Annotated in this window: 24 protein-coding genes; 10 read left to right on the top strand and 14 right to left on the bottom strand. The window is 69.4% G+C overall.

All coding sequences use genetic code 11. The annotated features are described in order from the left end of the window. Positions 1-12 precede the first annotated feature (12 nt). From gcvH to gcvPB, 3 genes are all read left to right on the top strand, one after another. Positions 13-387, top strand: coding sequence for a glycine cleavage system protein GcvH (gene gcvH / locus ACT6XY_RS06080; RefSeq protein ID WP_444747441.1), 375 nt, complete (start codon positions 13-15; stop codon positions 385-387). 167 nt (positions 388-554) lie between these two features. After that, entirely contained in the window at positions 555-1,910 is a 1,356-nt protein-coding gene (gene gcvPA, locus ACT6XY_RS06075) for an aminomethyl-transferring glycine dehydrogenase subunit GcvPA (RefSeq protein WP_444747440.1), read from the top strand. A gap of 11 nt (positions 1,911-1,921) precedes the next feature. Beyond that, complete coding sequence (gene gcvPB, locus ACT6XY_RS06070) at positions 1,922-3,496, top strand: aminomethyl-transferring glycine dehydrogenase subunit GcvPB (RefSeq protein WP_444747439.1); 1,575 nt, start codon at positions 1,922-1,924, stop codon at positions 3,494-3,496. A 75-nt stretch (positions 3,497-3,571) separates the two neighbouring features. Here gcvPB and ACT6XY_RS06065 read toward each other — a convergent pair whose 3' ends face one another. From ACT6XY_RS06065 to ACT6XY_RS06055, 3 genes are all read right to left on the bottom strand, one after another. Next, on the bottom strand, positions 3,572-4,141 hold the full coding sequence (locus ACT6XY_RS06065; RefSeq protein WP_444747438.1) for a type 1 glutamine amidotransferase domain-containing protein: 570 nt from the start codon (positions 4,139-4,141) through the stop codon (positions 3,572-3,574). A 71-nt stretch (positions 4,142-4,212) separates the two neighbouring features. After that, positions 4,213-4,602: a hypothetical protein gene (locus ACT6XY_RS06060; RefSeq protein WP_444747437.1), complete on the bottom strand. Its 390-nt coding sequence runs from the start codon at positions 4,600-4,602 to the stop codon at positions 4,213-4,215. Positions 4,603-4,708: 106 nt separating this feature from the next. After that, positions 4,709-5,110 carry a hypothetical protein gene (locus tag ACT6XY_RS06055; RefSeq protein WP_444747436.1) on the bottom strand — a complete coding sequence of 134 codons (402 nt, stop codon included), beginning with the start codon at positions 5,108-5,110 and terminating at the stop codon, positions 4,709-4,711. 71 nt (positions 5,111-5,181) lie between these two features. Here ACT6XY_RS06055 and ACT6XY_RS06050 point away from each other — a divergent pair, with 71 nt between their 5' ends. The 3 genes from ACT6XY_RS06050 to ACT6XY_RS06040 all read left to right on the top strand — a co-directional run bounded on the left by ACT6XY_RS06050 (position 5,182) and on the right by ACT6XY_RS06040 (position 9,615). Then, positions 5,182-5,946 (top strand): hypothetical protein, encoded by a 765-nt coding sequence (locus ACT6XY_RS06050; protein ID WP_444747435.1) that lies wholly within the window; start codon positions 5,182-5,184, stop codon positions 5,944-5,946. A 202-nt stretch (positions 5,947-6,148) separates the two neighbouring features. Further along, positions 6,149-9,145 carry an isoleucine--tRNA ligase gene (ileS, locus tag ACT6XY_RS06045; RefSeq protein WP_444747434.1) on the top strand — a complete coding sequence of 999 codons (2,997 nt, stop codon included), beginning with the start codon at positions 6,149-6,151 and terminating at the stop codon, positions 9,143-9,145. Positions 9,146-9,327: 182 nt separating this feature from the next. Next, on the top strand, positions 9,328-9,615 hold the full coding sequence (locus ACT6XY_RS06040) for a hypothetical protein (RefSeq protein WP_444747433.1): 288 nt from the start codon (positions 9,328-9,330) through the stop codon (positions 9,613-9,615). A 99-nt stretch (positions 9,616-9,714) separates the two neighbouring features. Here the strand turns inward: ACT6XY_RS06040 and ACT6XY_RS06035 are convergent, their stop codons facing one another. The 3 genes from ACT6XY_RS06035 to ACT6XY_RS06025 all read right to left on the bottom strand — a co-directional run bounded on the left by ACT6XY_RS06035 (position 9,715) and on the right by ACT6XY_RS06025 (position 12,605). Further along, positions 9,715-9,924, bottom strand: a complete 210-nt coding sequence (locus ACT6XY_RS06035) for a cold-shock protein (RefSeq protein WP_106747540.1) — start codon at positions 9,922-9,924, stop codon at positions 9,715-9,717. A 36-nt stretch (positions 9,925-9,960) separates the two neighbouring features. Next, a complete protein-coding gene (locus ACT6XY_RS06030; protein ID WP_444747432.1) occupies positions 9,961-11,169 on the bottom strand; it encodes a DEAD/DEAH box helicase in 1,209 nt (402 codons plus the stop codon). A 314-nt stretch (positions 11,170-11,483) separates the two neighbouring features. Then, positions 11,484-12,605 (bottom strand): SbmA/BacA-like family transporter, encoded by a 1,122-nt coding sequence (locus ACT6XY_RS06025; protein WP_444747431.1) that lies wholly within the window; start codon positions 12,603-12,605, stop codon positions 11,484-11,486. A gap of 155 nt (positions 12,606-12,760) precedes the next feature. On the opposite strand from ACT6XY_RS06025, the gene ACT6XY_RS06020 reads away from it, so the two are divergent. Then, positions 12,761-13,777 carry an NADP-dependent oxidoreductase gene (locus tag ACT6XY_RS06020; RefSeq protein WP_444747430.1) on the top strand — a complete coding sequence of 339 codons (1,017 nt, stop codon included), beginning with the start codon at positions 12,761-12,763 and terminating at the stop codon, positions 13,775-13,777. A 21-nt stretch (positions 13,778-13,798) separates the two neighbouring features. Here the strand turns inward: ACT6XY_RS06020 and ACT6XY_RS06015 are convergent, their stop codons facing one another. From ACT6XY_RS06015 to ACT6XY_RS06005, 3 genes are all read right to left on the bottom strand, one after another. Then, positions 13,799-15,046, bottom strand: coding sequence for a pyridoxal-phosphate-dependent aminotransferase family protein (locus ACT6XY_RS06015; protein ID WP_444747429.1), 1,248 nt, complete (start codon positions 15,044-15,046; stop codon positions 13,799-13,801). A 114-nt stretch (positions 15,047-15,160) separates the two neighbouring features. Continuing rightward, complete coding sequence (locus tag ACT6XY_RS06010; protein ID WP_444747428.1) at positions 15,161-16,198, bottom strand: YeiH family protein; 1,038 nt, start codon at positions 16,196-16,198, stop codon at positions 15,161-15,163. After that, a complete protein-coding gene (locus ACT6XY_RS06005; protein WP_444747427.1) occupies positions 16,195-16,707 on the bottom strand; it encodes a GNAT family N-acetyltransferase in 513 nt (170 codons plus the stop codon). The genes ACT6XY_RS06010 and ACT6XY_RS06005 overlap by 4 nt, the downstream gene beginning before the upstream one ends. Positions 16,708-16,904: 197 nt before the next feature. Here ACT6XY_RS06005 and ACT6XY_RS06000 point away from each other — a divergent pair, with 197 nt between their 5' ends. After that, a complete protein-coding gene (locus ACT6XY_RS06000) occupies positions 16,905-18,101 on the top strand; it encodes a multidrug effflux MFS transporter (RefSeq protein WP_444747426.1) in 1,197 nt (398 codons plus the stop codon). Between the two features lie 7 nt (positions 18,102-18,108). Here ACT6XY_RS06000 and ACT6XY_RS05995 read toward each other — a convergent pair whose 3' ends face one another. Both ACT6XY_RS05995 and ACT6XY_RS05990 read right to left on the bottom strand, forming a co-directional pair. Beyond that, complete coding sequence (locus ACT6XY_RS05995; RefSeq protein ID WP_444747425.1) at positions 18,109-18,717, bottom strand: YitT family protein; 609 nt, start codon at positions 18,715-18,717, stop codon at positions 18,109-18,111. Between the two features lie 95 nt (positions 18,718-18,812). After that, complete coding sequence (locus tag ACT6XY_RS05990; protein WP_444747424.1) at positions 18,813-19,724, bottom strand: DUF2272 domain-containing protein; 912 nt, start codon at positions 19,722-19,724, stop codon at positions 18,813-18,815. A 226-nt stretch (positions 19,725-19,950) separates the two neighbouring features. On the opposite strand from ACT6XY_RS05990, the gene ACT6XY_RS05985 reads away from it, so the two are divergent. Then, complete coding sequence (locus ACT6XY_RS05985) at positions 19,951-20,781, top strand: LssY C-terminal domain-containing protein (RefSeq protein ID WP_444747423.1); 831 nt, start codon at positions 19,951-19,953, stop codon at positions 20,779-20,781. A gap of 115 nt (positions 20,782-20,896) precedes the next feature. Next, a complete protein-coding gene (locus tag ACT6XY_RS05980; protein WP_444747422.1) occupies positions 20,897-22,120 on the top strand; it encodes an NAD(P)/FAD-dependent oxidoreductase in 1,224 nt (407 codons plus the stop codon). A gap of 6 nt (positions 22,121-22,126) precedes the next feature. On the opposite strand, the gene ACT6XY_RS05975 is transcribed toward ACT6XY_RS05980, so the two are convergent. The 3 genes from ACT6XY_RS05975 to accD form a co-directional block, all read right to left on the bottom strand. Next, on the bottom strand, positions 22,127-22,300 hold the full coding sequence (locus ACT6XY_RS05975) for a hypothetical protein (protein WP_444747421.1): 174 nt from the start codon (positions 22,298-22,300) through the stop codon (positions 22,127-22,129). 60 nt (positions 22,301-22,360) lie between these two features. After that, on the bottom strand, positions 22,361-23,683 hold the full coding sequence (locus ACT6XY_RS05970; protein WP_444747420.1) for a bifunctional folylpolyglutamate synthase/dihydrofolate synthase: 1,323 nt from the start codon (positions 23,681-23,683) through the stop codon (positions 22,361-22,363). 100 nt (positions 23,684-23,783) lie between these two features. After that, the gene (gene accD / locus ACT6XY_RS05965) at positions 23,784-24,686 is read right to left on the bottom strand and encodes an acetyl-CoA carboxylase, carboxyltransferase subunit beta (RefSeq protein ID WP_444747419.1); all 903 of its coding nucleotides are present in this window, start codon (positions 24,684-24,686) and stop codon (positions 23,784-23,786) included. Between the last annotated feature and the right edge of the window lie 34 nt (positions 24,687-24,720).

Below are 24,720 nucleotides of genomic sequence, written 5' to 3'. Positions count from 1 at the left end.
AGGGGACCCGCCATGGCCACCGTCAAATACACCAAAGACCACGAATACATCCGCATCGAGGGCGATACCGGCACGGTGGGCATCTCTCACTACGCCCAGGAGCAGCTCGGCGACGTGGTCTTCGTCGAGCTTCCCTCGGCCGGCAAGGCGGTGAAGAAGGGCGACAGCGCTGCCGTCGTCGAGAGCGTCAAGGCCGCCTCGGATATCTATTCGCCGGTCTCCGGCGAGGTGACCGCGGCGAACCCGGACCTCGAGGGCGCGCCCGCCACCGTCAACGACGACCCGGCCGGCAAGGGCTGGTTCTTCAAGGTCAAGATCACCAACCCCGCCGAGCTCGACGAGCTCATGGACGAGGCCGCCTACAAGGCTTTCCTCGACACGCTGTGAGCCGGGCAGCTCCTCTCCTCGTATGGAGCGGAGCGTGCCGCAGGCCCGGGTGAGGCGACCCGCCTCACCACCGCATCCCCACGGGCCACGCGCCCTGTCGACCCCTCAACCGCCCGCCTTTTGCGGGCACCTTCTCCCGTTGCGGGAGAGGGTCAGTGGAGCCCTCCATGCGCTATCTGCCGCTGACGCCCCAGGACCGCACCGACATGCTGGCGAAGATCGGCGTCGCCGCCGTCGACGACCTCTTCGCCAACGTGCCGAAAGACAAGCTGCTCAAAGGCCCGGTGAACCTGCCGAAGGCGCGCGGCGAGCTGGAGGTCGAGCGCATCCTCGGCGCCATGGCGGCGGAGAACATCTCGGCGTCCGAGGTGCCGTTCTTCGTCGGCGCCGGCGCCTACAAGCACCATGTCCCGGCTTCGGTCGACCACCTGATCCAGCGCTCCGAGTTCCTGACGAGCTACACGCCCTACCAGCCGGAAATCGCCCAGGGCACGCTCCAGTACCTGTTCGAGTTCCAGACACAGGTGGGCATGCTCACCGGCATGGAGGTCGCCAATGCCTCCATGTATGACGGATCGACGGGCGCCGCCGAAGCCGTGCTGATGGCCCACCGCGTCACCAAGCGCCGCAAGGCGATCCTCGCCGGCAACCTGCACCCGCACTACCGCGACACCATCGAGACGCTGTCGCGCATGGCCTCCGACGAGCTGATCTCGCTGACGCCGAACCCCGACGACGCCGGAGCCGACCTCAAGGCGGTGGCCGCCGCCATCGATGCCGAGACCTCCTGCATCGTCATCCAGACGCCCGACGTCTTCGGCAACCTGCACGACCTCACCGCCATCGCCAAGAAGGCGCAGGATGCCGGCGCGCTGCTCATCGCCGTCGTCACCGAGGTGGTCTCGCTCGGCGCGGTGACGCCGCCCGGCGCCATGGGTGCCGACATCGTCGTCGCCGAGGGCCAGTCCATCGGCGTCGGCCTCAATTTCGGCGGCCCCTATGTCGGTCTCTTCGCCACCAAGCAGAAATACGTCCGGCAGATGCCCGGCCGCCTCTGCGGCGAGACGGTGGACGCCGAGGGCAAGCGCGGCTTCGTGCTGACCCTCTCCACCCGCGAGCAGCACATTCGCCGCGAGAAGGCGACGTCCAACATCTGCACCAATTCCGGGCTGATGTGCCTCGCCTTCACCATCCACATGGCGCTGCTCGGTGAGACCGGCCTGCGCCGCCTCGCAGCGGTCAACCACGCCAACGCCTGCGACCTCGCGGACCGGCTCGCCGATCTCGACGAGGTCGAGGTGCTCAACAAGAGCTTCTTCAACGAGTTCGCCATCCGCGTGCCGGGTGACGCGGCCAAGGTCGTCGAGAAGATGGCGAAGAAGGGCGTTCTCGCCGGCGTGCCCGGCTCGCGCCTCTGGCCGAAGACCAAGGGGGTGGCCGACGTCATCCTCGTCGCCAACACCGAAGTGAACACCGACGACGACCGCGCCGCCTTCGTGGCAGCGCTCGGCGCCAGCATCTGAGGAGCGGATCGATGTCCATGAACACCCAGGGTCGTCCCACCTCCGCCGGCGCCTCCGGCGCGGCTTCCGCCCACCCGACCTTCACCGGCAACAAGGCGCTGCAGATCGAGGAGGCGCTGATCTTCGAGATCGGCCGTCCCGAGGTCACCGGCGTCGACATTCCGGAGCCGAAGAAGGTGAAGTCGCGCCTCGGCAAGCTCGCCCGCGATGAGGCCATCGGCCTTCCGGGCCTCACCGAGCCCGAGGTGATGCGCCACTACGTCCGCCTCAGCCAGAAGAACTACGGCATCGATACCGGCCTGTTCCCGCTCGGCTCCTGCACGATGAAGCACAATGCCCGCCTCAACGAGAAGATGGCGCGGCTGCCGGGCTTCGGTGACGTCCATCCGCTCCAGCCGGCTTCCACCGTCCAGGGCGCGCTGCAGCTCATCGACACGCTCGCCCACTACCTGAAGGAACTGACCGGCATGCCCGCCGTCGCCATGAGCCCCAAGGCGGGCGCCCATGGCGAGCTCTGCGGCATGATGGCCATCAAGGCGGCGCTGGAAGCCAAGGGCGAGGGCCACCGCAAGATCGTGCTGGTGCCGGAATCGGCCCACGGTACCAACCCGGCCACCGCTGCCCTCATTGGCTTCGAGGTGCGCTCGGTGCCCGCCAATGCCGACGGCACGGTGCATGTCTCCGACGTCAAGGCGGCACTCGGGCCGGAGGTGGCGGCGATCATGCTGACCAATCCCAACACCTGCGGCATCTTCGAGAAGGAGATCGTCGAGATCGCCAAGGCGATCCACGACGCCGGAGCCTATTTCTACTGTGACGGCGCCAACTTCAACGCCATCGTCGGCAAGGCGCGCCCCGGTGACCTCGGCGTCGACGCCATGCACATCAACCTGCACAAGACCTTCTCGACGCCGCACGGCGGCGGCGGCCCGGGCTCAGGCCCGGTGGTGCTCTCCGAGCGCCTCGCCGCCTTCGTGCCCTATCCCTTCATCCGCGTCGGCAAGGGCTATGCACTGGTCGAGGAGGGCGGCAGGCTCGAGAAGGGCGAGAAGCCCTTCGGCCGCATGTCCGCCTTCCACGGACAGATGGGCATGTTCGTGCGCGCCATGGCCTACATGCTGAGCCACGGCGCCGACGGCATGCGCCTCGCCTCCGAGGACGCGGTGCTCAACGCCAACTACATCCGCGCCTCGCTCGCCGACCTCATGAGCCTGCCCTTCGGCAACCAGCCCTGCATGCACGAGGCGCTGTTCGACGACGACTGGCTGAAGAACACCGGCGTCTCGACGCTCGACTTCGCCAAGGCGATGATCGACGAGGGCTACCACCCGATGACCATGTATTTCCCGCTGGTCGTCCACGGCGCCATGCTGATCGAGCCGACGGAGAGCGAGTCCAAGGCTTCCCTCGACCTCTTTATCGCGGCGCTACGCGACCTCGCCATGGCGGCGAAGCGCGGCGACGTCGACCGCTTCAAGGGCGCGCCCTACCACGCGCCCCGCCGACGCCTCGACGAGACGCGGGCGGCCCGCACGCCGATCCTGCGCTGGACGAAGCCGGCGCCCTATGCCGAAGCGGCGGAGTAAGATCGCCGACGCCCCCGAAACGTCAGAAGCCCGGCCAATGGCCGGGCTTCGTCGTTTGTGGCGGTGCGAGGGGCCTCAGGCCGCGCGCTGGTGCCGCCCCTCGCCGATCTCCTCGACGATCTTGGCGACGAAGGCCGGAAGATCCTCTGGCGAGCGCGAGGTGATGATGCCCTCGTCGGTCACGACCTCCTTGTCGACCCAGGAGGCGCCGGCATTCTCAATGTCGGTGCGGATCGAGGCGTAGGACGTCATCTGGCGCCCGTCCGCCGCGCCGGCCTCGGCGAGCAGCCAGGGTCCGTGGCAGATCGCCGCCACGATCCGGCCGTCGGCGACGAAGCTCTTGATGATCGCGATGGCCTTCTCCTCGACCCGGAGCTTGTCCGGGTTGATGACGCCGCCGGGCAGGACGAGGGCGTCGTAGGAGGCGGCGTCGACCGAATCGAGAGTCGTGTCGACCTTCACCGGGCGGCCCCAGTCGGCGCCGTCCCAGCCCATGATCTCGCCCTGCTTCAGCGTCTTGGCGGGGGCGGCGACGTGGACGGTGGCGCCGCGGTCCCGCAGCTCCTTCAGCGGCACTTCGAGCTCGGACTGCTCGAAGCCGTCGGTGGCGAGGATGAGCACTTTCGCGCGGGCGATATTGGTCATGGGCAACTCCTGGGAAAGGGGGATCCCAGGACGAACGAGGCCGGGCGGGCAGGGGTTCCCGCTGCGGCGACCTAGCGCACGGGCAGGGACGCCCCGCAGCGATGGTATGTGCGCGACATCTGGCTTCCGCGGAAGCGCACCATCATCTCGTCGCCGAGGCCCATGAGCGAGACGCCTCCGGCATAGCGCCTGCCGCCCTTCACCTCGACGCAGGTCCCGCGCCCCTCGAAAATGCCGTCGGCGACGATGCGGATGCGATCGAAGGTACAGGTCGCGTGGAAGAGCTGGACCGCTCTCCGCTCCACCCGGATCCGGCCGCGGCTCTCCGGGCTGGTGCAGGCTTCGGCGTCGCGGCCCCAGGTGCCGAGGGTCTCGTCCGGCATGGCGGAGGCGGGGACGGCGGGCGTCGCGCCGGCAGGCGAGGAGATCAGGGCGAGGCCGAGAAGGGCGAGACGGAACATGGCGAGCACCGGAACCGGCGGGACCTTGTCCTTCTTGCGCGGGTCCGTTTCAGGTCCTTGCCGCGCGGCCTGGGCGAGGTGAGGGGGTCTTTCACCGTCCGGCGCGTCAGCGCACCGGAATCGGCCGCTCGCAGCGCTGGTAGCGCGTGTCGTCGCCGCCATCGAGGGCGATGACGAGGCTGGTCGGGCTCTCGAGCCTGAGACGCACGCTGCCCCGCTCGGTGGTCGTCTCACCCTCGCCGCGGCAGCGACCGTGGCCGGTGACCGTGCCGTCGCGATGTGAGCGGAACCGGCCGATGCTGCAGTAGGACGCGAAGAACGTGACCGATCGCGCAGCCACCTCCACGCGTCCGTCGTCGCTCTCCTCGGTGCATGACCGCGCCTCATATCCCCAGGTGCCGATCATGGCTGGCGGGAAGGCGCGGATCGCCTCCCGCGCCGGCGCGGCAGAGGCACTCGTCGCGAGAATGGCAGCCGCGACGAGGGAGGGCAGGGCGGATCGTTTCACCGAAGGTCCAGACTTGCTAGGGAGATCATGACGGGCTGTGGCTTGGCCACGGCGACAGGAGCGCTCTCGCTATGGCACGACCGTTTCAGGCTATCGCCGCTGCGGCGGTCCTCATGCTGGCTCCGTTGCTGTCGGCGGTCGGCGCCTCCGCCCAACAGGGCGCGCTGGCGATCGACGATGCCGCCGCACGCGACGCAGTCGGGCGTTTCGAGGCGCTGGCGCAGGCGGCGAGGTCCGCAGGCCAGATGCCGCGCATCACCGACCCCGCGGTGCGCCAGGCGCTCGCGACGATCTGGGACGTGAGGCCGCTCGATCCTTCCCGCCGGGCAGGCTCCGCCGATCTCCCGATCCTGATGCGCTATTGCGAGGCGGGGGGCGCTGTCTGGAGGTCGTACTTCCAGTTCAATCCGCGCGGCACCGGCACGCCGGACTTCGAAGCAAACCTGAAGACCTATGCCGAGGAGATCATGCCCGGCTTCGCCTTCTCGGTGCGGTGCTCCGGCTCGACGGTGGAGGCAGCCTCCGCCTACATGAAGGCCCTGCCGCCCGGCCAGTTGAACGAGGCGCGCCGGGGCGGCTGGCATCAGCTGCGCCTCGGCGCCACCCAGGTCGTCCAGGGCACGCTGACGATGCTGGGCGATGCGAACCTCGCATCGGCCCATGCGGTCATGCTCGCCCGCGCCCTGAGCGACTCCGCCCCGCGCTTCGCCGCCGGGCTGGAGCCGGCCGAGCGGCAGGCGATCGTCGATGCCACCCGCGCCGTGCTGCCCGCCGTGCGCCTCGCGCCTGTCAAGGAGCAGCTGGAGGGCTTTGCAGGCATCCTCGCCGGCCGCTGAACCCGCTCCGCCCTTGCCTTTCGGCCCGCCTTCCCCTTAAGAGACGGCCATGCGCATCGCCGCCCGCTCCGCTTCGCGAATTACCGGCCCGGCCTCCTGAAGGCCGCGCGGCCCTCTCGCGCGCGTTCGGAGGTCCGGGGTTCCAGCTCTCACCCGATCCGATACCTGCGGCCTGCCGCCGCCATTCCCGGCCGATCACCCCATGTCCGACACGTCCAAGACCTCCGCTGATGCAGCGTCCGAGAGCTTCGATTACTCCAAGACCCTGCTGTTGCCCGAGACGCCGTTCCCGATGCGCGCCGGCCTTCCCGAGAAGGAGCCGCAGATCCTCAAGGCCTGGGAGGAGATGGACCTCTATGGCCGCCTGCGCCGCGCCGCCCGCGGCCGCGACCGCTTCGTGCTCCACGACGGCCCTCCCTATGCGAACGGCCACCTGCACATCGGGCACGCGCTCAACAAGATCCTCAAGGACATGGTGACGAAGTCGCAGCAGATGCTCGGCTTCGACAGCGACTACGTGCCCGGCTGGGACTGCCACGGCCTGCCGATCGAGTGGAAGATCGAGGAGGAGTACCGTTCCAGGGGCAAGAACAAGGACGAGGTTCCGGTCGTCGAGTTCCGCCAGGAATGCCGGGCCTTCGCCACCCATTGGCTGACCGTCCAGCGCGAGGAGTTCAAGCGTCTCGGCGTCGTCGGCGACTGGGCCAATCCCTACCAGACCATGACCTTCCACGCCGAGGCGCAGATCGCCGAGGAGATCCTGAAATTCGCCGAGTCCGGCCAGCTCTACCGCGGCTCCAAGCCGGTCATGTGGTCGGTGGTGGAGAAGACCGCGCTCGCCGAGGCCGAGGTCGAGTATCACGACTACCAGAGCGACATGATCTGGGCGGCGTTTCCGGTGCGCACCGCCTCGCTCCCGGCCGCCGACCAGGCCGGCCGTGACAGGCTGGCCCTCCTCCGGAACTCCTCCGTCGTCATCTGGACGACCACCCCCTGGACCATCCCCGGCAACCGGGCGATCTCCTATTCCAGCCGCATCGCCTACGGCCTCTACCGTGTCATGGCGGCGCCTGCCGACAACTGGGCGCGCGTCGGCAACACCTATCTCCTCGCCAGGTCCCTGGCCGAAAGCGTCTTCAAGCAGGCCAAGGTCGAGGGCTACGAACTCGTCGCCGACGTCTCGGCGGCCGAGCTCGGCAGCATCACCTGCGCCCATCCCCTCGCCAATCTCGGCTACGGCTTCGACGTGCCGATGCTCGACGGCGACCACGTCACCGACGATGCCGGCACCGGCTTCGTCCACACCGCGCCCGGCCACGGCCGCGAGGACTTCGACATCTGGATGGCCAACGGCCGCGTCCTCGCCGAGCGCGGCATCGAGACGCGCATCCCCTATACCGTCGACGGCGACGGCCGCTTCACCACCGAGGCACCGGGCTTCGAGGGTCGGCAGGTCATCACCGACAAGGGCGACAAGGGCGACGCCAACCCGGCCGTCATCGAGGCCCTGTCGGCTGCCGGCAACCTCGTCGCGCGCGGCCGCCTGAAGCACCAGTATCCCCATTCCTGGCGCTCCAAGAAGCCGGTCATCTTCCGCAACACGCCCCAGTGGTTCATCGCCATGGACAAGCCCTATGCGGATGGCACGACCCTGCGCCAGCGGGCGCTGAAGGCCATCGGCGAGACGCAGTGGGTGCCGGAATCGGGCGAGAACCGCATCCGCGGCATGATCGAGAACCGGCCGGACTGGGTCGTCTCGCGCCAGCGCGCCTGGGGCGTGCCCATCGCCGTCTTCGTCCACCGCGAGAGCGGCGAGATCCTCAAGGACGAGGAGGTCAACCTGCGCATCGCCGAGGCCTTCCGCCAGGAGGGCGCCGACGCCTGGTTCAAGGCGGGGGCCAAGGAGCGATTCCTCGGCCCGCAATATCCCGCCGCGGACTACGACAAGGTCGACGACGTCCTCGACGTCTGGTTCGATTCCGGCTCCACCCACGCCTTCACCCTCGAGAGCCCGCAGGACTTCCCCAATTTCGAGGGCCTGAAGCGCAAGGTGGATGGCGGCGCCGACACCGTCATGTACCTCGAAGGCTCCGACCAGCACCGCGGCTGGTTCCACTCCTCGCTGCTGGAGAGCTGCGGGACGCGCGGCCGGGCGCCCTACGACGTCGTGCTGACCCACGGCTTCGTGCTCGACGGCGAGGGCCGCAAGATGTCGAAGTCGCTCGGCAACACGGTCGCGCCCCAGGACGTCATCAAGCAGTCCGGCGCCGACATCCTGCGCCTGTGGGTCGCCGCCTCCGACTATTCGGACGACCTCCGGATCGGCAAGGAGATCCTGCAGACGACCTCCGATGCCTACCGCAAGCTGCGCAATACCATCCGCTGGATGCTCGGCGCGCTCGCCCATCACGACGGCACCGCCCTGCCGGGATTGGACGCGCTGCCGGAGCTCGAGCGGCTGATGCTGCACCGGCTGGCGGACCTGTCGCCGCAGGTCCACGAGGCCTACCGCGCCTACGACTACAAGAAGGTTTTCGCGCTCCTGACCCAGTTCATGAACGTCGACCTCTCGGCCTTCTACTTCGACATCCGCAAGGACCGCCTCTACTGCGACCCGATCTCCTCCCCCGATCGCAAGGCGACGCTGGCGGTCATCGAGGAGATCTTCAGGGCGGTGACGACCTGGCTGGCGCCGGTCCTCTCCTTCACGGCGGAAGAAGCCTGGTGGGACCGCTACGGCCGCGATGGCTCGGTCCATCTCGCCGGCTTCTACGAGGCGCCCGAGGCCTGGCTGGACGCTGCCCTCGAGGAGAAGTGGGAGAAGGTCCGCAAGGTGCGCCGCGTCGTCACCGGCGCGCTGGAGGTGGAACGCGCCGCCAAGCGGCTCGGCTCCTCGCTCGAGGCGGCACCCGTCGTCCACATCGCCGAGCCCGACCTGCTGGCGGCGCTCGAGGGCGTCGACCTTGCCGAGGTCGCCATCACCTCCGCCGTCCGGATTGCCGCCGGGGAAGGGCCGGCCGAGGCCTTCCGGGCCGACGACATCAAGGGCGTCGCGGTGGTGCCGGCCAAGGCCGGCGGGGTCAAATGTGCCCGCTCTTGGAAGTACTTCGATCCCGCCAGCGCGGTTGCCGACTATCCCGACATCACCCCGCGGGACGCGGCGGCGATGCGCGAGTGGAAGCAGCGCCACGTCATGTGATGACCTGGTCCGGGAACATCCCGGGCTCCTGCGCGTATCTCACGCGACCCGGTCGGCACGGTACCCACGGACCGGCCGGGCACCCGCGGTCTTTCCCTTAAGCGGAAACACGTGGGGGCAAAGCCCGATCCCCAACGGAGCCGGCTGTGCGATCATGGCGAATCACAGACAGGGACAGGGAAATGGCCCCGCGCATCGACGCCGCTGATGAGGGACAGAGCCGCGAGGGAGCGGCGACGCGCTACGCCGTCGTGCCCTTCGTGCAGCGGGGCTCGCGCATGGTGGCCGAGGACATCCACTACCTCGACACCTATCCGCAGGCGCAGGCCGTGGCCAAATTCGTTTCGTCGCGGCGGCCCGGCGTCCTCGTCCTGTCGGTGTCGCCTGCTCCGGAGGGCGAGGATCCCGAGATCGTCGTCCTGGACCAGGTCGGCGCCGGACTGGCGAGCGCGACCGCTACGGTGCACTAGGAATGCGGGTGCATTGGGAAAAGGCTGCGCGGCGCCGCGAACGGCACCACGATTGACGTCCAGACGGCCGGAACCCGGCCGTGTCGCCGGGTGGCGAAATCAGGCGAGCTTCAGCTGGTCGGCCGACTGCTTGCCGGTGCGGCGGTCGGTGGCCAGCTCATACGACACCTGCTCGCCCTCGCGCAGGTCGTTCAGACCAGCACGCTGCACGGCGGAGATGTGGACGAAAACGTCCTTTCCGCCGTCGGACGGCTGGATGAAGCCGTAGCCCTTCTGGGGGTTGAACCACTTAACGGTCCCGGTCGCCATGGAATGCTCCTCGATGTTTGGCGGTGGAGGGATTTGTCAGGCAGCCCGTCGCCGGGGCTGCGGACGCCTGGCAGGCGCCGGCGGCGGGCGGGTATCGCCACGTGCCGAGGCCTGGATGGGTGACCCGGCGACGGCGAGGCGCACGCGGGTCAGTTTTTCGATGGCGGCGAGATGGCCGCGCTCGCTCGGATCGCAGAAGGCGAGGGCGATGCCCGTCCGGCCCGCACGACCGGTGCGGCCGATGCGGTGGACATAGCTCTCCGGCTCGTTCGGCAGGTCGAAGTTGATGACGTGCGTCACCTCGGCCACGTCGATGCCGCGGGCGAAGAGGTCGGTCGCCACCAGGATGCGGCACTCGCCGGCCTTGAAGGCGGCGAGGGCCCGCTGGCGGGCGTTCTGGCTCTTGTTGCCGTGAATGGCGTCGGCGGAGAAGCCCGACTTCACGAGCTGGCCGGCGAGCCGGTTGGCGCCGTGCTTGGTGCGGGTGAAGACGACGACGCGGGCAAGCGCCGGGTCGCCCAGCAGCTTCTCGAGGAGGCTGCGCTTGTCGGCGGTGCCGACGTGATAGACGTGCTGCTCGATGGCCTCGACCGTCACGGTCTCGGGCGTCACCTCGACGCGCATCGGCTCCCACAGCATGTCGCGGGCGAGCTTGGCGACCTCGGTCGGCATCGTCGCGGAGAACAGCATCGACTGCCGCTGGTCGGGCAGCTTGGCGATGATCTTCTTGACGTCGCGGATGAAGCCCATGTCGAGCATGCGGTCCGCCTCGTCGAGGACGAGATGGGTCACCGTGTCGAGGCGCACCAGGCCCTGGTTCATAAGGTCGATGAGGCGGCCGGGGGTGGCGACGAGAATGTCGATCCCGCGGGCCAGGGCATCGGCCTGCGGCTTCTGGCCGACGCCGCCGAAGATGACGGTGTGGCGCAGCTTGAGGTTCTTCGACAGGCGGGCGACGCTCTCCGAGATCTGCAGGGCGAGCTCGCGGGTCGGGGCGAGGACGAGGGCGCGCACGCCCTTGGCAGGCGGCCGCACGAGGTCTTCCGAGAGGTGCTGCAGGATCGGCAGCGCGAAGGCCGCCGTCTTGCCGGTACCGGTCTGGGCGATGCCGATCAGGTCGTGATCGTCCAGCAGGTGCGGGATGGCCTTGGCCTGGATGGGCGTCGGGGTGGCGTAGCCGGCTTCATGCAGGGAACGCAGGAGGGGCTCGGCGAGGCCGAGGTCCGCAAAAGTTCGATTGTTCAAGAAAAAAAGTCTTTCAAGCCTACCGGAAACGCGTTTCGCGTCCTCCAGTTCAAAGTCACGAACCGCGCGCCGGGCGGCCCAGACGAAATTGTCGCACCGGATCTCCGGTTGTCGACGCCTGGTTACTCACAAAGGCGGCGCAGCGCAGTCACGACGATGGTGATCCAAGGATGGGGCAGCTTTCCGCATCCGTCAAGCCCATTGATGAAAAATAGGTCTATCGGATCGGCAATAGTACCAAGACTTGCGAAAAATACGCATCAAAAATCATGAATTGGGAAAAAGTATCCCAAGGTTTCGGTTGTCCTCACAGGTCAAGGTGCGTCGGGCGACATATTGCCGCCGCGCCGGTCGCTTTCGGCAAAGGCCGCCCTCAGCCCGATCACGCGGCGGGCCGAGGCCTCCCAATCCGCGATACGGATGAAATTGTCGAAGAACCAGTTGAACGCGAACTGGGTCTGCACGAAGGCGGCGGCGATCTGCATCATCGAACCCAGCGACATGCTGGAATTCAGGTAGAGGGGGGCGCAGGCCATGAGGGGGACGACCGGCATCAGGGTGACATTGGCGTTGATCAGGACGGTCAGTTTGGCCAGCAGGGCCGCGATCCCGTACCAGGCCTTCACGACCGCCTGCATGAGGCCGACCAGCACCGACTGTCGCAAGCCTTGTTCGTCGGCGCGGGCGATGGCGATAGCGTCTTCCCTGACCCCTACCATGGCGCTCCTCAGGGCGGCTTCCGCAGCATTCTTGCGCTCGATCGCGTGGATCAGCGGCCGGCCCAGCACGGCGATGAGACCGGAGGACAGTGTGGCATAGAGGATGGCGACCCAGACCATGAAGCCCGGCACCGAGACTCCGCCCGCCACGGGCAGGGTGATCGCTCCGCCGACGCTCCACAGGATGACGATGAAGGCGGCCGCAGACAGGATGGAATTGACGAGGCCGACGGCGAATTCGACGAGGGGCTCAACGGCCACCTGCACGTCCTGGGCGATCCGGAATTCGGGCGCGTCCACCTCCGGGGCAACGATCGCGAGTCGCGCGAAGCGCCGGCGACGCAGCCACATGCGGATCAGCCGGTCCGACAGCCAGCCGCGCCAGGCCACCTGAAGGCGCATCCGCAGCCAGACGGTCAGCGCGGCCACCAGCGCTGCGGTTGCAGCCAGCATCGCCAATTGGCCGATCCCCTCGACCAGACGCTCGGCGTCGCGCCGCTCGAGGGCGTTGAAGAACGAGGCATGCCAGCGGGTGATCATGACCTGAACGGCGACATTGACGATCACGAGACCGAGCAGGCCGGCGCACAGGCTCCATGCCAGGACCGCAGTCCCTCCGCGCCAGAAGCCCCGGGCCAGCGGAAAAAAGGACAGGGGGCTGATGGCGGAACCGGGAGCCGACGGGGCTTGGTCGTCTGTCCGGGTGGCAACACGCATTCTGCAAGTCTAGTGCGGGGATCAGCCGCCGCCATGCGGCGATCTCCCGATGCGGAAGAGGACCGGCTCAGGGCGAGATTGCGACCCTTGGCCCCGACCACTAGAGATATGCACCCCGCGCCGGCCGCCCGGCGCATCCTCCAGGAGGCCTTGCCATGTCGACCATCAGCCGCCAGATCCTGCTCGCCAGCCGGCCGCACGGCGAGCCGACCGCCGCCAATTTCTCCGTTGCCGAGAAGCCCCTTGCGGCCCCCGGTCCGGACCAGGTTCTTCTGAAAATCCGCTATCTCTCGCTCGACCCCTACATGCGCGGCCGCATGAACGACGGCAAATCCTACGCCGCGCCCGTGCCGGTCGGCGGCGTGATGGAGGGCGGCACCGTCGCCGAGGTCGTCGCCTCCAACAGCGACAGGTTCCGCCCCGGCGACATCGTGCTGTCCCATTCCGGCTGGCAGACCCATGCCCTCGCAGATGCCAAGGACCTGCGCAAGGTCGACCCGACGGCCGCCCCCATCTCCACCGCCGTGGGCGTCCTCGGCATGCCCGGCATGACCGCCTATACCGGCCTTCTCACCATCGGCCAGCCGAAGACCGGCGAGACCGTGGTCGTCGCCGCGGCCACCGGTCCGGTCGGCTCGGCCGTCGGCCAGATCGCCAAGATCAAGGGCGCCCGCGCGGTGGGCATCGCCGGCGGCGCCGACAAGGTCCGTGCCCTCACCGAGGAGTTCGGCTTCGACGTCGCTCTCGACCATCGCTCGCCGACCTTCGCGGCCGACCTGAAGGCCGCCTGCCCGGACGGCATCGACGTCTATTTCGAGAATGTCGGCGGCCACGTCTTCGACGCGGTCTTCCCGCTGCTGAACTTCTTCGCCCGCATTCCCGTCTGTGGGCTCATCGCCCAGTACAACGCGACCTCGCTCCCGGACGGGCCGGACCGCCTTCCGCTGCTGATGCGCGACGTGCTGACCAAGCGCCTGAACTTCCGCGGTTTCATCGTCCGCGACTTCGCCGATCAGTCCAAGGCCTTCTTCACCGACATGAGTCGCTGGATCGCCGAGGGCAAGGTCAAGTATCGCGAGGACGTCGTCGAGGGGCTCGACAAGGCGCCGGAGGCCTTCATCGGCCTCCTGAAGGGCAAGAACTTCGGCAAGCTCGTGGTGAAGGTCGCCTGAGCCCTGTCGCCCCGCGCCGGCTCAGGCCGGCGCGGTGGCGAGGGCGAGGGTCGTCTCCGCCACGCCCTTGTCCTCCGCGCGGCCCGGCAGGCTGGCGCCCCTGGCGAGGCTGGTGACCGCCGCGGCGACGCCGCCCTCGCCGTGGGGGATGTCGAGGGCCTGCAGCGCCATCTCGATAGCCGACAGCGTGCCGAGCACCATGGGCGCGTTGACGTGGCCCATATGGGCGATGCGGAAGGCACGGCCCGAGAGATCGCCGATGGCCGAACCCAGCGTCACGCCGCAGACCTGCTGGGCATAGGTGGAGATCGCCCCGGCGTCGGCGCCGTTGACCACGACCGGCGTCACGGAGGGCGACCGGTGGGCGGGATCGATGATGTTGCAGCCGAGCACCTGGCCCTCCGCCCACTTGCCGATCGCGGCATGGGTTGCCGCGGCGAGCAGGGCGTGGCGGCGCCAGACGGCCGGCAGGCCTTCCTCCATGATCATGTCGAGGGCGGCGCGCAGCGCGAAGAGCAGGTGCTCCGGCGGGGTGCCGCAATATTTCATGTAGTGCTCGGCGCCCTGGCGGGCCGTCCAGTCCCAGTAGAGCGTCTTCATGTCGGCGGTGGCATGGGCTTTGTGCGCCTTGTCGTTGGCGGCGACGAAGGCGAGGCCGGGCGGCGTCATCAGGCCCTTCTGAGAGGCCGACATGGCGACGTCGACGCCCCAGGCGTCCATCTCGAAGTTCATGCAGGCGAGCGAGGCGACGCCGTCCACCATGAACAGGGCGGGATGGCCGGCAGCGTCGATGGCCCGGCGGACGGCCTGGACGTCGTTGGCGACGCCGGAGGCAGTGTCGACCTGCACCATGAGGATGGCCTTGATGGCATGGTCGCGGTCGAGCCGCAGGCGAGCCTCGACCACCGCCGGATCGATGGCGGCGCGCCAGGACCCTTCCAGCACCTCGACGTCGGCGCCCATGAAGGCGGCCATCTGGCCCCAGCCGATGGCGAAGCGACCGCTGGCGAGGACCAGCACCTTGTCGCCGCGCGACAGCACGTTGGAGATCGCCGCCTCCCAGCCACCATGGCCGTTCGCGGCATAGATGTAGGTGCGCGCCGTGGTGGCGAAGATCCGCTTGAGATCGGCGAGAAGGCTGTCGGTGAGCGCCACCATCGGACCCGAATAGATCTCCTCGGCCGGGCGCATCATGGCCTGCAGCACGCGGTCGGGGATGTTGGTCGGGCCGGGAATGGCGAGAAGGCTGCGGCCGTTGGCGACGCTCATGGATGGTCCTCTGCAGGGGCTGAGCGGGTGTCGTTGCTGGCTACTGGCCTAAACGCCGCGGCAGCGGCGGGCAAGGGGCGCGGCGGCGGGACTGCCGCGCTGTCCGGCCGCCGCTCAGATCACGAAGAGACCCGCCACCACCAGCCCGAGGATCACCAGCGTGGCGCCGAGGAAGACGGCCACGTGCCGCCAGCCGATGGTCAGGATGGCGGTGAGCGACGTGCCGAGGCCGAGCGCCGCGATGGCGATCAGAAGGCCGGCATTGGAGATCTGCACGAGCCAGGGCTTCACCGCCGCATAGGGCGCGGCAAGGGCCGGCACCGCAGGCAGCACGGAATTGACCACCACCAGGGCGAGGAAGACGAGCGCGAAGACCGGGACGGGGACGCGCGCCGCGCCCGCCGCATCGCCACGCCGCGCGAACCACCAGCCGATGGCGAGTACCACCGGCAGCAGCAGGAAGACGCGGAACAGCTTCACCACCACGGCGGTGTTGCCGACGGGTTCGGAGACCGCATAGCCGGCGCCGACCACCTGGGCCATGTCGTGGATGGTGGCGCCGAGGAGGATGCCGGTCTGCGTCGCATCGAAGCCGAGGAGCACGGCGAGCGGCGGATAGGCGAGCATGACGAGCGTGGAGAGGGCGTTGGCGGCGACCACGGTGAAGGCGGTGTCGGCGGCCTTCGCGGGATAGTTCGGCACGACGGTGGTGGTGGCGAGCGTTGCCGAGGCGCCGCAGACCGCCGTCGCCGCACCTGCGAGCGCGCCGTAGCCATCCGCGACCCCGAGCCGCCGGGCCAGCCAGACGGCGCTGGCGATGGTGGCGGCCATGGACCCGACCACCAGCGCCAATGTGCCGAGGCCGAGGCCCACGATGTCGCCGAAGGCAATGCGCAGCCCGAGCAGCCCGATGGCCCAGCGCAGCAGCTTCTTCACTGCGAAGGAGAGCCCTGGCTCGAAGGTCGGCCGCGCCGCGAGGGGATGGAGCGCGATGCCGATGATGAGGGCGATGACCATGACGGGCAGCGCCAGCCGGCCGCCGGTCGCCTGCCGCAGCAGGGGCTCGGCGAGGACGGCCGCGACCCCGACGCCCGCGGCCAGGACGAAGCCCGGCATGAGCAGGCGCGGCGTCGCCAGGGCGTGGACGGTCATGCGGGTCTCCCGGGTGCCTGCTCGAAGACGGCGAGGCGTGCGTGGCCCGTGTCGCGGATCTCGCGCAGCGCGAAGCCGAGATCGACCAGAATCTGCCGGGAGACAAGATTGTTTTCGCGCGTCACCGCCATGACAGGATGGATGTTCTGTGTTTCCGCAAATCGCAGGACGGCCATCGCGCCTTCCTTGGTATAGCCGCGGCTGCGGTGCTCGGGCATCACCGCGTAGCGCATCGCCACGCCGACGCCCTCGTCGTGGTCCCATAGCCCGACGATGCCGACGAAGGCGCCGTCCTCGCGCCGCCGCATGACGAAGACGCCGTAGCCGTGGGTCTCCCAGGTCGAGCGGTAGGTGGCGAACTGGGCGCGGGTCTCGGCCTCGGTCAGCACGCCGTGCTTCAGCTTGCCGCCGACCTCGGGATCGCCGGTGAGGCGGCAGAGATCGGCGAAGTCGGCCTCGCCCACCGGCGTGAGGCGGAGGCGGTCGGTGTCCAGGCTGTCGGGGTTCACGCCTCTGCTCCCTGTCCGGCGGAGGCCGGTACCACTGCGCTTCTACATCGTTGCGCGCCCCGGCGTCAGCCGCTGACGCTTCAAGGGGGGGGCGGCGAATTCAGCCATCCCGGGAGCGACCGGCGCCCCACCATTCCGGCGGGTTGACGCTGGCTGGCCAACCGGGCGACATCGGGGGCCACGGTCGAGACCCCTTCATGTCAGATCCCCGCCTCGCGCCGCGCGCCCTCGTGCCGCTGCTCGTCGTCTTCGCCGCGATCGGACCCATGGCGTTGAACCTGCCGCTGCCGGCGGTCCCGGGCCTGGCGCGCTATTTCGACACCGATCCCGGCACGATCCAGCTCACCATCACCCTCTACCTCGCCGGCATGGCGGTGGCGCAGCTCTTCCTCGGCCCGCTCTCCGACCGCTACGGCCGCCGGCCCGTCATCATCGGCGCGCTCGCCGTGACGGCTGCCATGAGCCTCTTCGCCGCGCTTGCCGCCAGCGCCACCATGCTCATCGTCGCCCGGGTGTTGCAGAGCTTCGGCGCCTCCGCCGGTCAGGTCATCGGACGCGCCATCATCCGCGACGTCTTCGACAAGGACCGCGCTGCCTCCATGATAGGCTGGGTCACCATGGCCATGGTCGTGGCGCCCATGGTCTCGCCCTCCATCGGCGGGCTGATGACCGAGACGATCGGCTGGCGCTGGGTCTTTGCCGCGACGGCCTGCATCGCCCTCGTCACCCTGGCGCTCGCCGTCGTCCGTCTCCCGGAAACGCGGGCCGTCGTCTCCTCGCCGAGTTTCGGGCAGCTCCTCAGGGATGCCGGTGGCCTGTGCCGCAACCGGTTTTTCGTCGGTTATCTGCTGATCGGCGCCCTGTCCTCGATCACCTTCTTCTCCTTCGTCGGCGGTGCCCCCCACGTCACCGTCACGATCATGGGCCAGTCCTCGACGGTCTATGGCCTGTGGTTCATGGTGAATGCCTGCGGCTACATGGCGGGTAACGCCATCTGTGGCCGCTACGCGGCGCGTTTCGGCTCCGACAGGCTGATCCGCTTCGGCAGTGCCATGATGGTGCTGATGGCGCTCGTGCAGTTCGCCATCGCTCTCGCGGGCTGGATGGACCATCCCGCCTGGCTCTTCCTGCCGCAGGCGGCCATCGCCTTCGCCAACGGCCTGCAACTGCCCGGCTCCATCGCCGGCGCGGTCAGCGTCCGGCCCGAGGCGGCGGGCTCGGCCTCCGGCATCGTCGGATTCGCGCAGATGGGGCTCGGCGCCATCGCCGCGCAGATCGCCGGCACGCTGGTCGGCACGACCATGAGCCCTGTGCCGATGGTGGCACTGTCGGTCGTCGGTGCCGTCGGCGCTTTCGCCGCCGTGGCGCTGATCCGCCGGCGCGAAACCTACTGAAGGCCGCTCAGCTGATGCCGGCGTAGCGGCCCGGACGGTGGTTCATGCCGACGATGGCGCAGAGCACCGTGACCCCCGCCACCGACAGCGCGACGAGGTCGAGGCTGAGAACGGCCGTCGCCGCCACCATGACCAGCATGTCGATGCCGAGCTGGAAATAGCCGGCTCGCATGCCGTGCTTCTCCTGGAGATAGAAGGCGAGGATGCTGACGCCGCCGAGGCTCATGCCGTGCCGGAAAAGGATCAGCAGGCCGATGCCGAACAGGCCGCCGCCGACGATGGCGGCATAGACCGGATTGAGGTGGCCGATCTCGAGCCAGAGCGGCATGAGCCGCGAGAAGATCGACACCAGCGCCACCGCAGCGAGGGTCTTCACCGTGAAGGCCCAGCCGAGCCGTAGCAGCGACAGCACGAAGAAGGGCAGATTCACCAGCAGGAACAGGGCGGAGAAGTTCAGCGGCGTCGCGTAGCTGAGGAGCAGGGCGATGCCGACCGTGCTCCCCGTGAGCAGCGACGCCTTGGCGTAAAAGGCGATGCCCAAAGCGACGAAGAGCGTGCCCAGCACGAGGGCGATGGCGTCTTCGTGGATCCGGTGGCGCAGCACGTGCTCCGACATGGCGCGGCTCCTCTGTTGCAGCGCACAATAGCAGAAATCGCGGCGGCCAGTCGCGCTCATCTTCTGGGCAGGCCTGCATTTTGCGCAGGCTGGCGTCAGGGGTCGGCCGGGTCGCTTGCCTGCAAAACGACGAACCACGGCGCGCCCTCCGGGTTGCAGAGCGGGCCGATCCGCCCCTCGGCGGGGCAGGCGGAGGCGCGCCGCGGCCGCGCCAGCGTCCCCCGGGTGTCGATGCGGAGGTCCCGCCGCGCCACCGATTGCAGCACGTTGCCGCCGATCACCGTGGCGAGCCGCCGCCGCCCGTCCACCGCCACCACCACGTCGCAGTGGAGGTTCCACACCGGGCGTTCGCCCGCTGCCAGGGCCGGCACCAGCGCCGCGAAATCGCCGGGACCTGTGTGGCGGTGAATGCACAGGAGATCGCCGGGCCGCAACGGCGTCGTCCGCGGATCGCAGGCCCGGTAGAAAGCGCCCGCCGTCAGCCCCTGGGCCTCGTCGCGGCTGCGCCGGGCCGCCTCGGCGACATAGTCGAGATGGGCCATGGCCGCCTGGAAGCGCAGCCGTGAGACGCCGGCGGTCAACACCACGTGGGACACGAAGGCGGCCGACCAGGGAATGTCGGAAGCCGCGGCGCGAAAGGCCGCCTGGCCAAGCGCCTCGCGCTCGGCCTCAGACAGCGTCGCACCGCGCAGGCGGGTGAGCAGGTCGGCGAGCGGCACCAGGTCGCCCGCTCCGGAGGCCCCCGCATCCTCCTGAAGGCGCGGGATGCGGCGGACCTGCAGCGGCCCCTCGCCAAGGGCCCCCAGCGTCTCCCAGTAGCGCATCACCTGCCGCCAGGGCACGCCGCGCCCGGCCGGCTCGTCGCGCATCGCATCCGCCTCGACCGCGCCGAAGCGAACGAGCGCGCCGCCGGGCCCGATCACATGGCCGCCGAAGCTCTCGTGCTCGCGGACCGCCGTACCGGCGATGGCGAGCGCCACGGAGGAGGGCGCCGCGGCGCCAGCCACGCGGCACAGCCGCTGGAGCCTGTCGCGGTCAGCCGGTGGAAATCCCGGCGACTGGGCGGCCGCCGGCCCGGGACCGGCGAGGGCGACAGACAGCAGCACAGCCGCGGTGCCACGCGACCTGCCACGCCGCGTCGGACGGCTTTGGGGTTCCCCTCGGTTCATGGGCGGAGAACAGCAGGATTCAGCGCTTCTGGCGAGCCCGCCGTCCCGTCGCTAGGGTGCCGCCATGACATCCCGCCGTCCCGCGCGCCGGCTGCGCCGGCTTCCCGCCCTGCTGGCACTCGCCGCCGCGCTTTACCTCGTGACAGCCTATATGCTGGCGCCAGAACTCTGGTGGCGGCACGAGCACCACCCGGGCCTCGCCCGCCGGCCGATGGTGACCACCACCGCCAGTGGCATTCCCGGCGATCCCGTCAATGTCGGCCTCGTGGGCGACACGCGGACTCTGGTTGCCGCCATGCACGCCGCGGGCTGGCGGCCGGCCGATCCCGTGACGATCCGCTCTGCGCTCGCGATCGGCCTCTCCGTCGCCCTGGACCGGCCCTATCCCGATGCGCCGGTGTCCCCGCTCTACTTCGAAGGCCGCATGCAGGATCTCGCCTTCGAGAAGCCGGTAGGCGGATCGGCGGACCGCCGCCATCACGTTCGTTTCTGGAAGGCCCTGGACGACGTGGTCGACGGCCGCCCGCTCCACCTCGGCGCCGCGAGCTTCGACCGCGGCGTGGGCTTCAGCCACCTCACCGGGCAGATCACGCACCACATCGCGCCGGACGTCGATGCCGAACGCGCCTTCGTGATGGACGGCCTCGCCGATGCCGGACGGCTCACCGCCCGCTACTTCGTCCCCGGCTCGGGCGCGACCCTCGCCGGGCGCAACGGCGGCGGCGACCGCTACGTCACCGACGGCGACATTCTGGTCGGCCTCCTGATTCCCGATGGCGCGCCGGCCTCGCCCGGGCAGGTCGCGCCGACGGCGGCGCCGGCCGACCCCTGGTGGATGACGCCCCGCCGCGTCCTGTGGCGGCTCTTCACCGCGATCGCCGGCCATCTCCGCTGAACCCTCCGCCCCGCGGTAACCGGGGAGGGAACGAAAGCGGCGCTCGCGCATTTCTGTTCGCTGACGGGCGAACTCTCGTCGCCGCAAATCGTCTCCCCCGAACCTGAGGTTTTACATGGCCGCCACCGTCGCCAGGGATCTGCGCACGGGCCGATCCCCGTGGATGTCGCGACCGCTCGCCGCCATTCCGACCCTCGAAATGAAGCGGGACCAGAAGGCCGACGTCATCGTGCTCGGCGCCGGCATTTCCGGGGCGATGGTCGCCGACGCGCTGACCGATGCCGGCCTCGACGTGGTCATCCTCGACCGGCGCGGGCCCCTGCTCGGCTCCACGCCGGCCTCTACCGCGCTGCTGCAATACGAGATCGACACGCCGCTGACGAAACTCGCGGCGACGATCGGACTCGACCGCGCCGAACGCATCTGGCGGCGTTCCAAGCTCGCCCTCGGGGCGCTGCGGGAGCGTGCCGCCTATCTCGGGATCGACGCCGACATCGCGGATCGCGACACGCTCTATCTCGCCGGTGACCTGCTCGATCGGGAGGCGCTCGCCCTCGAGGCCGAAGCGCGGCGCCGGGCGGGCTTCGAAGTTTCGCTGCTGACCGGGCCGGCCGTGCGGGAGCGCTATCGCATCGCGGGGCGGCCGGCGATTCTTGGCCACGGCAATCTCGCCGCCGACCCGCGCCGCCTCGCTGCAGGGTTCCTCCGGGCAGCCCTGGGCCGCGGCGCCCGGCTCTACGCCCCGGTGACTGCGGCGCAGGTCGAGGCGACTGCAAGCGGCGTTTCGGTGGCGACCGAGGAAGGGCCGGTGGTGCGCGGGGCCTCCCTCGTCTTCGCCACCGGCTACGAACTGCCGAAGAGCGTTCCACGGTTGGGACACCGCGTCGTCTCGACCTTCTGCCTCGCCACGCGCCCGCAGCCGCGGGCCTTCGCGACGGATCTTCCCTTCGTCTGGGAGGCCTCCGAGCCGTATCTATACATGCGGTCCGACCAGGACGGGCGGATCATCTGCGGGGGCGAGGACGAGGACCTCGCCGACGAGGAGACGCGCGATGCGCTGCTGCCGATGAAGATCAAGACGATCCAGGCGAAGCTCGCCACCCTGCTTCCCGGCATCGACACCGAGGCGGAATACGCGTGGTGCGGGTCCTTCGGCGCCTCCGAGACCGGAACGCCCTCCATCGGCCCGGTGCCGCGGCTTCCCGGCTGCTACGCCGTGCTCGGATACGGCGGGAACGGCATCACCTTCTCGATGATGGCCGCCCAGATTCTGCGGGGCCAGATCGCCGGGAACGGCGATCCCGATGCGGATCTCTTCAGCTTCCGCCGCAGGTTCTGACCGCTCCTACTTGTCGTTCGAGGCGTTCAGGTCCTCGACGGGCAGGGACTTCTCGTTCGCGGGAGGATCGGCGCGATGGTTGCCGGTCTTCATCTCGTCGCGCTCACGCCGCGTCGGCGGTCGCGGCGGCACCTGGCCGTCGTCGCGCGGGGCGGGGGCGGTCTGGTCGGGATCGTCCATGGTGTGTCTCCTCGGGTCCTGCGGACCAACGAGGGGACGGGGCCCGGAGTTCCGCGCGGCTCAGGAGGGCTTCCATCCGTCCCGGGCGAGAACCTCGCCTGCAAGATAGAGGCTGCCGGTGATGAGGACCCGCGGCGGCAGGCGCCCCGGCTCGCCACGGACGGCGGCAAGCGCCGCCTCGAGACTGTCGCAGGCCGTCGCCTCCAGCCCCGATGCCCGCGCCGCATCGGCGAGCGCGGGGGCCGAGAGCGCGGCCGGATAGGCGAAGGGAACCGTCAACACCCGCGGTGCGAGGGGCCTGAAATGGTCGAGGAATCCGCGCGGGTCCTTGGTCGAGATCATGCCCGCGATCATCACCAGCGGCTTCGGCTGGCGCGCCTGCATCGTGCTGACGGCCTCGGCGAGCACCTCACCGCCGCCGGGATTGTGGCCGCCGTCGAGCCAGACCTCGGCCCCGGTCGGCAGGGTGGCGAGGATGTCTCCCGTGAGGCGCTGCAGCCGCCCTGGCCATGACACCGTCTGCAGGCCGCGCTCCACCGCTGCGGGCGTCATGGCGAAGCCTGCGGTCTTCACGGCCATCAGCGCCGTGCCGGCATTCTCGAACTGGTGGACGCCTGCCAGCCGCGGCGGCGGCGCGTCGACCAGCCCGTCCTCGTCCTGGAAGACGAAGCGGCCGTTCTCGGAGCGGGCGAACCAGTCCAGCCCCGACACGAACAGGCGCGAGCGCGAAGCCTCCGCCGCCGCCTCGATCACCGCCAGCGCCTCCGGCGTCTGTCGCGCCACGACGGCCGGCCGGCCGCGCTTCAGGATGCCGGCCTTTTCCCCGGCGATCTTGGCGACGGTGTCGCCGAGGAAGTCGGCATGGTCCATCGACACCGGCGTAATGACGCTGACCGCCGGGCGCGGCACCACGTTGGTCGCGTCGAAACGACCGCCCATGCCGACCTCGAGAATCACCGCGTCGGCCGGGTGGCGGGCGAAGAGCATCAGGCCGGCGATGGTGGTGATCTCGAACTGCGTGATCGGCTGGCCCTCGTTGACGCGCTCGACCTCCAGGAGAACGTCGGCGAGCGTCGCGTCGTCCACGAGCCTGCCGCCGCCCGCGGCGCCCAGCCGGTAGCGCTCGTTGAACTTCACCAGATGCGGCGAGGTGTAGACGTGGACCGTCCGGCCCGAGGCCTCGAGGAAGGCGCGGGCGAAGGCGGAGGTGGATCCCTTGCCGTTGGTGCCGGCGACATGGATCACCGGCGGCAGGGCGAGGTGCGGATTGCCGAGCCGCTCCAGCGCACCGGTCATGCGGTCGAGCGACAGGTCGATCAGCTTCGGGTGAAGCTTCGCCAGCCGGTCGAGAATGGCGGCGATGGGAGTTTCGGCAACCGTCATGGCAAGACAACTTGGGGCGGTGGTCCGCCGGCGGTGCCGTGCGGAAATGTGCGGACGGTCGGGGCGGTGGATCGCCGCCCGTCGATACGGGCGGCGCGCGTCAGGAGGCGACGGCTGCCGGCGCCGGGTCGGTGGCGGGCGCCACCGTGGCCTGGACGGGCGTCTTGGTGAGCACCCGGCAGAGGCGCGCCAGCGTCGCCCGGAGGTCGTGGCGGTGGACGACGAGGTCCACCATGCCGTGGTCCTTCAGGTACTCGGCGCGCTGGAAACCCTCGGGGAGCTTCTCGCGGATGGTCTGCTCGATCACCCGCGGCCCGGCGAAGCCGATGAGCGCGCCCGGCTCGGCGATGTGCACGTCGCCGAGCATCGCATAGCTCGCGGTGACGCCGCCGGTGGTCGGGTTGGTCAGCACCACGATGTAGGGCAGCTTCGCGTCGCGCAGCGCCTGCACCGCCACCGTCGTGCGCGGCATCTGCATGAGCGACAGGATGCCCTCCTGCATGCGCGCGCCGCCCGAGGCGGTGAAGATGATGAAGGGCGTCTTCTTCTCGACCGCCGTCATCATGCCCTTGACGATGGCCTCGCCCGCGGCCGTACCGAGCGAGCCCGCCATGAAGTCCATGTCCTGCACGGCGACGGTGACGGCGAGGCCTTCGAGCTTGCCGTAGCCGACCTTGATCGCGTCGGCCATGCCGGTCTTGGTGCGGGCGTCCTTCAGCCGGTCGACGTAGCGCTTCTCGTCACGGAACTTCAGCGGGTCGAGCGGCGCGTCGGGCAGTTGCACGTCGAACCAGGTACCGTTGTCGAAGATCGACCGCAGGCGCGCGGTCGAGCCCATGCGCATGTGCACGCCCGAGCCCGGGATCACGAAGAGATTGCTCTCCAGGTCCTTGTGGAAGACCATCTGCCCGGTCTCCGGGCACTTGATCCACAGGTTCTCCGGCGTGTCCCGCTTCAGGAAGGAGCGGATCTTCGGGGGCAGAACGTCGGTGATCCAGTTCATGACTGTCGTCCTGACGAAAAATGAGGTTTCTGGA

Origin of the sequence: Phreatobacter sp. (assembly GCF_052440005.1) — a bacterium.
Classification (GTDB): domain Bacteria; phylum Pseudomonadota; class Alphaproteobacteria; order Rhizobiales; family Phreatobacteraceae; genus Phreatobacter.
The sequence above is the reverse complement of the archived record's forward strand: the minus strand, read 5'-3'. Positions and strand labels throughout refer to the sequence as shown.

Excerpts from the sequence above, each read along its gene's own strand:
- ACT6XY_RS06040 (WP_444747433.1), top strand. The coding sequence starts at position 9,328 with ATGGCCCCGCGCATCGACGCCGCTGATGAGGGACAGAGCCGCGAGGGA.
- ACT6XY_RS06010 (WP_444747428.1), bottom strand. The coding sequence starts at position 16,198 with ATGACCGTCCACGCCCTGGCGACGCCGCGCCTGCTCATGCCGGGCTTC.
- gcvH (WP_444747441.1), top strand. The coding sequence starts at position 13 with ATGGCCACCGTCAAATACACCAAAGACCACGAATACATCCGCATCGAG.
- ACT6XY_RS06065 (WP_444747438.1), bottom strand. The coding sequence starts at position 4,141 with ATGACCAATATCGCCCGCGCGAAAGTGCTCATCCTCGCCACCGACGGC.
- ACT6XY_RS06060 (WP_444747437.1), bottom strand. The coding sequence starts at position 4,602 with ATGTTCCGTCTCGCCCTTCTCGGCCTCGCCCTGATCTCCTCGCCTGCC.
- ACT6XY_RS05970 (WP_444747420.1), bottom strand. The coding sequence starts at position 23,683 with ATGACGGTTGCCGAAACTCCCATCGCCGCCATTCTCGACCGGCTGGCG.
- ACT6XY_RS06050 (WP_444747435.1), top strand. The coding sequence starts at position 5,182 with ATGGCACGACCGTTTCAGGCTATCGCCGCTGCGGCGGTCCTCATGCTG.
- ACT6XY_RS05980 (WP_444747422.1), top strand. The coding sequence starts at position 20,897 with ATGGCCGCCACCGTCGCCAGGGATCTGCGCACGGGCCGATCCCCGTGG.
- ACT6XY_RS06025 (WP_444747431.1), bottom strand. The coding sequence starts at position 12,605 with ATGCGTGTTGCCACCCGGACAGACGACCAAGCCCCGTCGGCTCCCGGT.
- ACT6XY_RS06020 (WP_444747430.1), top strand. The coding sequence starts at position 12,761 with ATGTCGACCATCAGCCGCCAGATCCTGCTCGCCAGCCGGCCGCACGGC.
- ACT6XY_RS06035 (WP_106747540.1), bottom strand. The coding sequence starts at position 9,924 with ATGGCGACCGGGACCGTTAAGTGGTTCAACCCCCAGAAGGGCTACGGC.
- ileS (WP_444747434.1), top strand. The coding sequence starts at position 6,149 with ATGTCCGACACGTCCAAGACCTCCGCTGATGCAGCGTCCGAGAGCTTC.
- ACT6XY_RS05995 (WP_444747425.1), bottom strand. The coding sequence starts at position 18,717 with ATGTCGGAGCACGTGCTGCGCCACCGGATCCACGAAGACGCCATCGCC.
- ACT6XY_RS05975 (WP_444747421.1), bottom strand. The coding sequence starts at position 22,300 with ATGGACGATCCCGACCAGACCGCCCCCGCCCCGCGCGACGACGGCCAG.
- ACT6XY_RS06000 (WP_444747426.1), top strand. The coding sequence starts at position 16,905 with ATGTCAGATCCCCGCCTCGCGCCGCGCGCCCTCGTGCCGCTGCTCGTC.
- ACT6XY_RS06015 (WP_444747429.1), bottom strand. The coding sequence starts at position 15,046 with ATGAGCGTCGCCAACGGCCGCAGCCTTCTCGCCATTCCCGGCCCGACC.
- gcvPB (WP_444747439.1), top strand. The coding sequence starts at position 1,922 with ATGTCCATGAACACCCAGGGTCGTCCCACCTCCGCCGGCGCCTCCGGC.
- ACT6XY_RS05985 (WP_444747423.1), top strand. The coding sequence starts at position 19,951 with ATGACATCCCGCCGTCCCGCGCGCCGGCTGCGCCGGCTTCCCGCCCTG.
- gcvPA (WP_444747440.1), top strand. The coding sequence starts at position 555 with ATGCGCTATCTGCCGCTGACGCCCCAGGACCGCACCGACATGCTGGCG.
- accD (WP_444747419.1), bottom strand. The coding sequence starts at position 24,686 with ATGAACTGGATCACCGACGTTCTGCCCCCGAAGATCCGCTCCTTCCTG.